The following is a 9,616-nucleotide window of genomic DNA, read 5'->3' on the forward strand; positions in this document are numbered from 1 at the left end:
AAAAGCGGTTCCGCTTCACCGCGATCCAGTCCGGTTACGGCACCCGTCTGGCGCAGGCCTTTGGAATCAACCCGGATGATCCCGACACCAACGCGGTAGTCCATGGCGGTGAGGTTCACTTCAAATCCGACGCCGCGCTGACGGTTCTGTCGAATCTGCCGGGATGGCACTGGGTACGCGTGTTGGGCGCGCTGCCGAAGCCGCTGCGCGACGCGGTGTACGGTCTCGTCGCGCGCAATCGCTACTGGATTTTCGGCAAGTATGAGGCGTGCTTCGTGCCGGATCCGCAGATGCGGGCGAGGGTGATCGAGTAGGGCACGCAGCCTCATCCATCGTCATTGCGAGCGTAGCGAAGCAATCCATCCGTGCAACGGAAAGAAAGAATGGATTGCTTCGTCGCTTCGCTCCTCGCAATGACGGCTAGGTTTTCGCAAGTGCCTCCTTCGCCGCCCGCTCGCCGCTGTCCCTTGCGCCATGCGCCGTCGAGAAAAAATGCGGCGAGGTTGCTTCTCCCGCAAAGAACAGCCGGCCGTCGACCGGCGCCGCCAGCACCGCGCGGGCGCCGGCGTGGCCGGGCAGCGCGTGTGAATAGGAGCCGCGCGCGAACGGGTCGTGGGCCCAGCGCGATTCCGCCAGCGGCTTCAGTTTGCGGCGGTAGTCGTTGCCGAGGAAGCCCGCGATCTCCTCGATGCTCTGCGCCGCCAGCGCGCCGTCGCCGGCATCCTCCAGCGCTTGCGCGAAGCGGCCGCCGAAAAAACCTTCGATGCAGGGCTGGCCGAACGGCCGCAGGTGATAGGTGCCCATGTCGGTGCGCATGGTGGCGCCGCGCAGGCTGCCGTCGCCGGGAAGCAGCTGCGGCTCGTCAAGCGCCAGCATCACCTTGTCGGCGAGCCCGAGCGGCAGGCCACGCGCGGCGTCGAGCTTTGCCGGCAATGCGGGATGAAACCGAATGATTTCGTCCGCGATCAAATTGGTCGGGACCGTGACGATCACCTTGCTCGCCGTGAGGCTGCCGCGCGAGGTCTCGATCCGCACGCGTTGTCCGGAATGGTCGATCATCGTCACATGGCAGCCCAGCGCCAGCGGGCAGGTTGAACCATAGGCCGCTATCAGCGCGCCGTAGCCGCGGCGCACCCGCCAGTTGATATCGGTGTCCTCATAGGCGTCCATGTCGAGGATCGAGACACGGTCGAGTTCGGCGCCATTGATGTAGGTCGAGATCGCGTCGATCATCGGGTTCCAGCAGTTGCCGGGCTCGAGATAATGATTCGCGGCTTCGTCGCGGCCGGTCCGCCGGGCCTCATCGGCCGCCACCTCGGCGCGGTCGTAAAACGTGTCGAGCGCGGCGATGAATTCCGCCCGCAGCGGCGGCGGGAATGCCTGGTGCACAGCCTGTTCGCGCCACGGCGGACGGGTCCTGTCGATTTCGAAATTGAGCGCGTCGGCGATCGGGACGAAGGAGTTTTCGTCCGCCGAATGCAGCCAGCCGCAGCCGAGGTCGAAGGTGACATCGGGGGCGGCCATGATGGTGTGGCCGCGCCCGCCGACGCGGTCGCGCGCTTCCAGCACGATGACAGAGAGCCCGGAGTTTTCCAGCGCGTGCGCGGCGCCGAGGCCGGCGGCGCCTGCGCCGATGATGGCGACATCAACTTCGGAGGGGAGGGACATCAGGGGATGGCGAATGATGAGTGGCGAACAGCGAGTACCGTATAGCAAACGAGAAGGTACGGAAACGCCTTCTATTCGCTACTCGCCATTCGCTATTTGCCCACTTGTCTTATGCCACCGCCTGCTTGGACTTTTCCGCGCGCTTGCGGTCGTTGGCGTCGAGGTGCCGCTTGCGCAGCCGAATCGACTTCGGCGTGATCTCGACCAGTTCGTCTTCCTCGATATAGGCCAGCGCCTTTTCCAGGGTCATGCGGATCGGCGGGGTCAGGCGCACCGCTTCATCCTTCGAGGTGGTGCGGATGTTGGTGAGCTGCTTGCCCTTGAGAATGTTGATCTCGAGGTCGTTGTCGCGGGTGTGCTCGCCGACGATCATGCCCTTGTAGACCTTCCAGCCGGGCTCGATCATCATCGGGCCGCGGTCTTCCAGCTTGAACATGGCGTAGGCGACCGCCTCGCCCTGGTCGTTGGAGATCAGGACGCCATTGCGGCGGCCCTGGATGTCGCCCTTGTAGGGCAGGTAGTTGTGGAACAGGCGGTTCATGATCGCCGTGCCGCGCGTGTCGGTCATCAGTTCACCCTGATAGCCGATCAGGCCGCGGGTCGGCGCGTAGAACACCAGCCGCAGACGATTGCCGCCGGACGGGCGCATCTCGATCATCTCGGCCTTGCGCTCGCTCATCTTCTGCACCACGACGCCGGAGAATTCCTCGTCGACGTCGATCACGACTTCCTCGACCGGCTCCAGCAGCTCGCCGTTCTCGTCCTTGGTCAGCACGACGCGGGGACGCGATACCGAGAGCTCGAAGCCTTCGCGGCGCATGGTCTCGATCAGGATCGCCAGCTGCAATTCGCCGCGGCCGGACACTTCCATGGCATCCTTGTCGGCGGCCTCGACCACGCGCAGCGCGACGTTGCCCTCGGCCTCGCGCAGCAGGCGGTCGCGGATCAGGCGGCTGGTCACCTTGTCGCCTTCGGTACCGGCCAGCGGCGAGTTGTTGACGATGAACGACATCGACACGGTCGGCGGATCGATCGGCTGGGCCTGGATCGGGACTTCGACGGAGGGATCGCAGAAGGTATCGGCCACGGTGCCCTTGGGCAGGCCTGCGATGGCGACGATGTCGCCGGCTTCGGCCAGTTCGACCGGCTGCCGCTCGAGGCCGCGGAAGGCGAGGATCTTGGTGATGCGGCCGGTTTCCACGAGCTTGCCGTCGCGCGATATCACCTTCACCGCCTGGTTCGGTCTCACCGAACCGGAGGCGATGCGGCCGGTGATGATGCGGCCGAGATAGGGGTTGGCCTCGAGGATGGTGCCGAGCAGCCGGAACGGGCCTTCCTCGACCACCGGCGGCGCGACATGCTTGATGACGAGGTCGAACAGCGGTTTCATGCCATCGTCGTGCGAGGCGTCAGGCGTGGTGCCCATCCAGCCGTTCTTGCCGGATCCGTACAGGATCGGGAAATCGAGTTGGTCGTCGGTCGCATCGAGCGCTGCGAACAGGTCGAACACCTCGTTGACGACTTCGGTGATGCGCGCGTCGGGACGATCGACCTTGTTGATGGCGACGATCGGCTTGAGGCCGAGCTTCAGCGCCTTGCCGACCACGAATTTGGTCTGCGGCATCGGACCCTCGGCGGCGTCGACGAGGACGATCACGCCATCGACCATCGAGAGAATGCGCTCCACCTCGCCACCGAAGTCGGCGTGACCAGGTGTATCAACGATGTTGATCTGGGTGTCTTCCCAATGCACCGAGGTGCACTTGGCAAGAATGGTGATGCCGCGCTCGCGTTCGAGATCGTTGGAATCCATCGCGCGCTCGACCTGGCGCTGGTTGTCGCGGTAGGTGCCGGACTGCTGCAGCAGCTTGTCGACGAGGGTGGTCTTGCCGTGGTCGACGTGGGCGATGATGGCGATGTTGCGAAGGTTCATGACTGTTCTTCTGGCTCGGACAATGGCTGGAGCGCGATCTCGCCGGAAAACCGGGACCCACTTTTCCGGATCACGCTCAAAACCTGGAATTCTGCAGGCGCCCATGGCGCCTAAAAAGGAAGCCCGGCCAAAAGACCGGGCGCACCTTGCTCGTTGCGTTGCAATATATTCAGAAAACGCTAAAAAACAATGGTTGGTTTCGCATTTGGTTACCTCATTTTTGCCGGTGCTGCGGCCTCAATTGCCTTTTTCGGGGTCCGGATAGACGCCCCGCAATACTTCCTCGAAGTGGTTCTTGACCGCCTCGTTGCATAGGCAGGCCCGGATGCGCAGGGCGTCGGGGTTGCGCACCATGATCGAGCCGCGCCGGGTCTCCAGAATTCCGTCCGCCTTGAAGGTCTGGATCACGCGGCTGGTATAGCTGCGGCCGACCCCCAGCAGGGTCGCCAGTTGCTCATGTGTCAGCGGCACGACATCGTCACCGTCGGTGCGCTCCATCGCCGAGATGATCCATTTGGCGGTGCGCTGCTCGATCGAATGGATCGCATTGCAGGCCGTGGACTGGAACATCTGGGCCAGCATGCAGTCGGCATAACGCGCGAAAACGTTGCGAAGGCTGGCCGACCGGGACTTGGCCGCATCGAGCTTGCCGATCGGCATTCGGACGAAAGGCCCGCCGAACTTGACGATAATGCGCGTGTAGGCGGGCAGATAGCCCTGGCTGACGATACCCCCCACGGCGCCCTCGCGCCCGATCAGGATGGTCTCGACGTCCCGGCCGTCTTCGTTGGGCACCAGATAGGAGGCCAGACTCGGTCCGCAGGGAAAATGCACGATCTGGACATCGTCACCGGGATTGTACAGCAGGTCGTTGGGATCGGCCTCTGCCGGCGCCAGATGCGGCGCAATCAAGGCAAAGTCGCTGGCGCTGAGTCGCCGCAACAGGTTGTTGTAGGGACGGTCGCTCCCGTCGGGAGCGTTGCCGCTTCGCGCCATCATTCCGGTGTCCCCTTGCCAGCCCGCCAGTCAGATAACCAATCGCATCGGATCGGTGTGTGCACAAGTGAACAGACAGCCGGACCGCGACGTGGTGGTTTCACCATCGGAACCGGTCGATGCGACCTCCCCTGCAACGTGGCGAAATATGGAACCCGCTTCTTTTGACGGCGTGCCCGGCAACGTATTGATTGTCGAGGACGACCCGATCATCGCCCTCGATTTCGAGGACACCATCCTCGGTTTCGGGGTCAAAGCGGTGCGGACCGCGGGAAACGTCATCAAGGCGCTCGAAATGATCGCCGATCAGGCTCCGGATTTCGCGCTGCTCGATGTCGGGCTGGTGCGTGAAAAGAGCTTTGCGATCGCCGAGCGGCTCAACGAGCTGAAAATTCCGTTCATTTTCGTCACCGGGTACGGCGTGGATGTCAGGTTGCCCGCTGCGCTCGCAGACAAGCCGCGGCTGCCGAAACCCTATTCGACGGATGCGCTGAAGGCGCTGCTCCTGGGTTCAGGCGACAACACCGGGCGCTGAATCTAACCCCGCTTGCCCGGCTAGGGGTCGAGCGTTGCCGACCACAGCGCCACATCGGCGCGGTCGCGCAGGGTCACGGTCATCTGTCCGGTGGCGCCGTCGATTTTGACATGACCAAAGAACTGCATTCCGGCTGACGGCGGCAGGTTGCGCTGGCCCGGTCCGGGCGTCTTGATGAACTTCACCTCGGGCCCGAACGTGTTGTCGAGTTCGCCCGGCCCGAACGTGCCGGCATGAAGCGGGCCGGCGACGAATTCCCAGAACGGCTCGAAATCCTGGAACTGCGCCTTGTCCGGATTGTAGTAATGCGCCGCTGCATAATGCACATCCGCCGTCAGCCACACGGTATTGGCGATCCCGGCCGACTTGATGAAACGCAACAGATCCGCGATCTCGAATTCGCGGCCGCGCGGCGGGCCGTCGCCTTGCGCGAACGCCTCCGAACCGCTCCTGTTGGCGCCATCGTCATGGACGATGATGCTGAGCGGCATGTCGGAGGCGATCACCTTCCAGGTGGCGCGCGAGTTCAGCAGCCCGCGCTTCAGCCATGCCAGCTGATCGGGCCCGAGAAAGTAGCTCTCGGGGCCGTAGGCGGTCTGCTGGTTCTCGCCGTTGGCGCCGCGATAGCTGCGCTCGTCCAGCATGAAGACGTCGAGATGCGGTCCGTAATGCAGCGTGCGGTAGATCCGGCCCGGCTCGGCGAGACTCTCGCGCATCGGGTACATCTCGCGGAACGCGCGGGCCCCCCGCGCGGCCAGCAGACCGATACTGCGCTCCGTGTAGGCGGCGGGGAGTTGCTTCGAGGCCGACCAGTTGTTGGTGACTTCGTGGTCGTCCCACTGCACGAAGACCGGCACCTCGGCGTTGAAGGCGCGCACATTATCGTCGAGGAAATTGTACTTGTGCGCTGCGCGAAACTCGTCAAGCGTCTCGGCGACTTTTGCCTTCTCCGGTATGGTCACGTTCTTCCAGACCTTGCCATCGGCGAGCTTTACTTCGGGAACGATGACGCCGTCGGCATAGATGGTGTCGCCGGAATGCAGCAGGAAATCCGGCCGGTGCCGGCGCATGGTGGCGAAGGTGACCATGCCGCCGTCGTCGGGATTGATGCCCCAGCCCTGTCCGGCGACGTCGCCGCCCCACACGAAACTGACGCCGCGACGATCGGCCGGCGCGGTGCAAAAGCGGCCGATCGCCGGCTCGCTGGAGATGGCGGGATGCGCGAGGTCCCGGAACCGGACGCGATAGAAGATCTCCTGTCCGGCGGGCAGATTCTCCAGCAGCATTTTCGCGGTGAAGTCGCTTTCGGGGAGCGCGGCGATCGGCGGCAACATTCTCGCATGGCGAAACGATTCGGTGGTGGCGACCTCGACCATCATCTGTGACGGCCGGTCTGCGCGCGCCCACACCACGCCGCCATCCGCGCCGACGTCGCCGGATTGCACGCCATGGGTGATCCGCGGCCGGTCGGCGGCGCGGCTGAGATAGGGCATCGCCAGGGAGCCGATGCCGGCAGCCGCAGCCGTCGTCAGCAAACGCCGGCGGGAAATCTTAAGCGTCATTCAAGGCCCCTCGACGGACTCTCAGGATACGCGCGCGGACAGACCTGGAAAGGTTCCATGACGACCCGATTACAGTGTGCCTACAACGTGCCGGTCGCCCGGAACTGGGCGCCCGCCCGTTGCAGGTTCTGCGGCATGCTCATCAGCACGGCCTTGCGGTCGGCTACCGCATTGTGGAATTGGTCGAGCGCGATATTGAAGGCGGTCAACGACCCCTCCTCGATGGCGCCGTGCTCGAAGCAGCGCAGCGTATCGCGCAGGATCTGGTCCGCCTCCATCTGCATCCGGTCGAGTTCGTCGGTGGAATCGCTGTGGCGCGCGGTCGCGATCATGTCCAGCAGCCGTTCGCGCAAGGTGCTGTTGTTGCTGCGCTCGTCCTTTTTCAGGTAGCTGGCGAACCAGGCGCCGGCCGAGCCCATGATGGACAGCCCCATCAATCCAAACCAGATGAAATCGCTGTAGCGATCGAGGAAGGTCTTTTCCTCGCCATCGACGTAAGCCGCGGCACCGGAATGCGCGGGGAGGACGGCGTCCTTGTCGGTGTCGGGGGTCTCGATCTGCGCCGCCAGCGGGAAATCCGTCTTCAGGGTCTGGCGTGTCGCGAACAGCTGCCGGGTGAAGGCGGCGACCGTCGATTCGTCCAGGCTTCTGCGCGCCACGATGTGGTGGGCAAAGCTGATCGTCTTGACTTCCGCCTCGAGCCTGGCGGGCGAGCCGCCGAAGCTGCCGGCGGGTATTTCGGAGGCTTCGTAAACCGGATGGTTCTGGGCGATCGCCCCGGCCGAATCGATCGCGAGAAAGGTCGGAACCCCGCCATCGCGCATCGAGGCTGCGATCGCGTCCGCGGTGATCTTGCTGTTAACCGGCCCGGCGGCGAGATAGGCATCCGCCGTCTGTTTACGGATCGCTTCGGCGGCCTCCTGGGCTGGAAATTGCACGATCTCGACCTTAGCCGGATCGACGCCATATTGCCGCAGGATCACCTTGAGCAAATTGACATTGGCTTCGGAGCGGCCGACCACGCCGATGCGGTGTCCGGATAGCTGGGCGATCTTGGTGATCCTGAGGGCGGCCTTCTTGCCCTTGACCCTGGTCGCCGGCGGCACCCACAGCACCGCGACGTTCTTGCGCAGCGTCGCCACCGCCTGGGCATTCTTCGGCACGTCGAGATCGCCGCGGATGATGGCGAGATCGGCCTTGCCCTCGGCCAGCGCCTGGGCGCTTGCCTTGGAGCCCTCGGTTGTCATCGGCCGCAAACGGATCTGGCTGCGCGCCTGGATAAAGGCCTGCGACAGGGTCTGAACCACCTTGACGTCATCGCTGTTGGCCGGGCCTGCCGCGATCCGCAAGGTCACCGGGCGCATTGCAAAATAATAGGTCGCCGCGAGCGCGCCGACCAAGGCGAGAACCGCCGCCAGCGTGACGAACACCAGCCTCTGCCTCGCCGAACGTGGCGACGGCGGTCCCTGTGGCTGGACCGAATCGGGTTGTCCGCCCGTCGATCTCGCAAACAATCGTTTGACGTTCAAATTCATGCTGCCAATCGGTTTCGATCGAAAGTGTAGCAGATTTCCTGCCGGCGCGGGGGTACGGCTGCCTCATGGTTACCGTACGGCTGTGGACTGGTTTTGCCGCGCTATTGTGGCATGGATCCCCCAGCCCAGCTTCGGTGTTAGGGTAAAGTTCACGTGAAACGGGAGGCGATCATGGCGGAACGGCTGTCAACGGAAGCGCGCAAAGCTGCGCTGCAGGAATTGCTGTCGGGATGGACCGAGACGCCCGGCCGCGAGGCGATCGCGCGCACATTCGTGTTCAAGGATTTCAACGAAGCATTCGGGTTCATGACCCGCGCCGCGCTGGTGGCCGAGAAGACAGATCATCACCCCGAATGGCGCAATGTCTACAAGACGGTCGAAGTGGTGCTGGCGACCCATGACGCCGGCGGCGTTACCGCCCTCGATATCGGGCTCGCCAAGGCCATGAACGCGATCGCCAGGCAATTCGGCGTCGTCTGAATGGATGACCGGCAATCGGATCATCCTGGCAATCTTGCAGCCGGGGCGCAGCATCCCCAGTTTGAGTGCGTCAGCCGCGGCAACCCGCCGCGCGAGTTTGGAGGAGCCTCGAGCGATGGCGTCCGAACATACCGTGGGTTTCGAGCCGGCCGATGAACTGGCGAAGGACCGCGAAAGCGTGCGCCGGCGCTTCTGGGTCAAGCTGAAGCGGGTGGCGGGCAGGCTGCTGTTTACCGAGGAATTGCTCGCGGCCTATTACTGCGCGTTCGACCGGCAGACGCCGCGCCATGTGCAGGCGGCGCTGCTCGGCGCCCTCGCTTACTTCATCATGCCGTTCGATTTCGTCACCGACGTGCTGCCCGTGCTCGGCTTCACCGACGACGCTGCGGTGCTTGCCACCGCGATCCGGATGGTCGCATCGCACATCACGCCGGAGCATCGCGATGCCGCCCGCGCCGCGTTGCAGCGGGGCGTCGATGGCCGCGACGTCGAGGTTGGAAGCGACGTCGAAAAGTAGTTCGAGTTGGTTCCGCAAATTCCATCGTCATCCCCGCGAAGGCGGGGATCCAGTAGCTGCGGCTTCACGGCTCTATCGCTGGCGGCTGTGGAATACTGGGTCGCCCGGTCAAGAAAGGCCGGGCGATGACAGCGGAGTGCTACGCAATGCCTGCAAACCACTCGTGCAGCGCAGGCATTATCGCGGTCAAGGATGCAGGATCACCTTGCCCATCGCCTTGCGGCCGGCGAGCACCTTCAGCGCGTCGGAGGTCTGCGCCAGCGGGAAGGTGCGGTCGACATGCGACGAGATCTTGCCTTCCGCGGTCCACTTCACCAGCTTCTCCAGATTCGCGCGGTTCTTTTCCGGATTGAGTCTGGCCCATGCGCCCCAAAATACGCCGCGGATGTC

At 64.0% G+C, this 9,616-nt stretch carries 10 protein-coding genes; 4 read left to right on the forward strand and 6 right to left on the reverse strand.

Annotated features, from left to right (window positions below):
- Nucleotides 1-314, forward strand: a 314-nt coding sequence (locus Q8R73_RS04715; RefSeq protein WP_305718376.1) for a thiol-disulfide oxidoreductase DCC family protein, incomplete at its 5' end; no start/stop codon positions are given.
- Nucleotides 315-420: 106 nt separating this feature from the next.
- On the opposite strand, the gene Q8R73_RS04720 is transcribed toward Q8R73_RS04715, so the two are convergent.
- From Q8R73_RS04720 to Q8R73_RS04730, 3 genes are all read right to left on the reverse strand, one after another.
- Complete coding sequence (locus Q8R73_RS04720; protein ID WP_305718384.1) at nucleotides 421-1,671, reverse strand: NAD(P)/FAD-dependent oxidoreductase; 1,251 nt, start codon at nucleotides 1,669-1,671, stop codon at nucleotides 421-423.
- A gap of 106 nt (nucleotides 1,672-1,777) precedes the next feature.
- The gene (gene typA, locus Q8R73_RS04725) at nucleotides 1,778-3,601 is read right to left on the reverse strand and encodes a translational GTPase TypA (RefSeq protein ID WP_305718377.1); all 1,824 of its coding nucleotides are present in this window, start codon (nucleotides 3,599-3,601) and stop codon (nucleotides 1,778-1,780) included.
- Between the two features lie 237 nt (nucleotides 3,602-3,838).
- Nucleotides 3,839-4,600, reverse strand: coding sequence for a Crp/Fnr family transcriptional regulator (locus tag Q8R73_RS04730; RefSeq protein WP_305718378.1), 762 nt, complete (start codon nucleotides 4,598-4,600; stop codon nucleotides 3,839-3,841).
- Between the two features lie 145 nt (nucleotides 4,601-4,745).
- Between Q8R73_RS04730 and Q8R73_RS04735 the strand changes: the two genes are divergently transcribed.
- On the forward strand, nucleotides 4,746-5,132 hold the full coding sequence (locus tag Q8R73_RS04735; RefSeq protein WP_305718385.1) for a response regulator: 387 nt from the start codon (nucleotides 4,746-4,748) through the stop codon (nucleotides 5,130-5,132).
- 20 nt (nucleotides 5,133-5,152) lie between these two features.
- On the opposite strand, the gene Q8R73_RS04740 is transcribed toward Q8R73_RS04735, so the two are convergent.
- Together Q8R73_RS04740 and Q8R73_RS04745 are read right to left on the reverse strand one after the other, a co-directional pair.
- Entirely contained in the window at nucleotides 5,153-6,694 is a 1,542-nt protein-coding gene (locus Q8R73_RS04740) for an alkaline phosphatase (RefSeq protein ID WP_305718379.1), read from the reverse strand.
- An 80-nt stretch (nucleotides 6,695-6,774) separates the two neighbouring features.
- Complete coding sequence (locus tag Q8R73_RS04745; protein WP_371126035.1) at nucleotides 6,775-8,229, reverse strand: TAXI family TRAP transporter solute-binding subunit; 1,455 nt, start codon at nucleotides 8,227-8,229, stop codon at nucleotides 6,775-6,777.
- Nucleotides 8,230-8,400: 171 nt separating this feature from the next.
- Between Q8R73_RS04745 and Q8R73_RS04750 the strand changes: the two genes are divergently transcribed.
- Together Q8R73_RS04750 and Q8R73_RS04755 are read left to right on the forward strand one after the other, a co-directional pair.
- Nucleotides 8,401-8,709, forward strand: a complete 309-nt coding sequence (locus Q8R73_RS04750; protein WP_305718381.1) for a 4a-hydroxytetrahydrobiopterin dehydratase — start codon at nucleotides 8,401-8,403, stop codon at nucleotides 8,707-8,709.
- 115 nt (nucleotides 8,710-8,824) lie between these two features.
- Complete coding sequence (locus Q8R73_RS04755; protein ID WP_305718382.1) at nucleotides 8,825-9,226, forward strand: YkvA family protein; 402 nt, start codon at nucleotides 8,825-8,827, stop codon at nucleotides 9,224-9,226.
- A gap of 186 nt (nucleotides 9,227-9,412) precedes the next feature.
- On the opposite strand, the gene Q8R73_RS04760 is transcribed toward Q8R73_RS04755, so the two are convergent.
- A partial coding sequence (locus tag Q8R73_RS04760; protein WP_305718383.1) for a zinc-binding dehydrogenase occupies nucleotides 9,413-9,616 on the reverse strand: 204 nt, incomplete at its 5' end.

Source organism: Bradyrhizobium sp., assembly GCF_030697065.1.
In the GTDB taxonomy this organism is placed as follows: domain Bacteria; phylum Pseudomonadota; class Alphaproteobacteria; order Rhizobiales; family Xanthobacteraceae; genus Bradyrhizobium.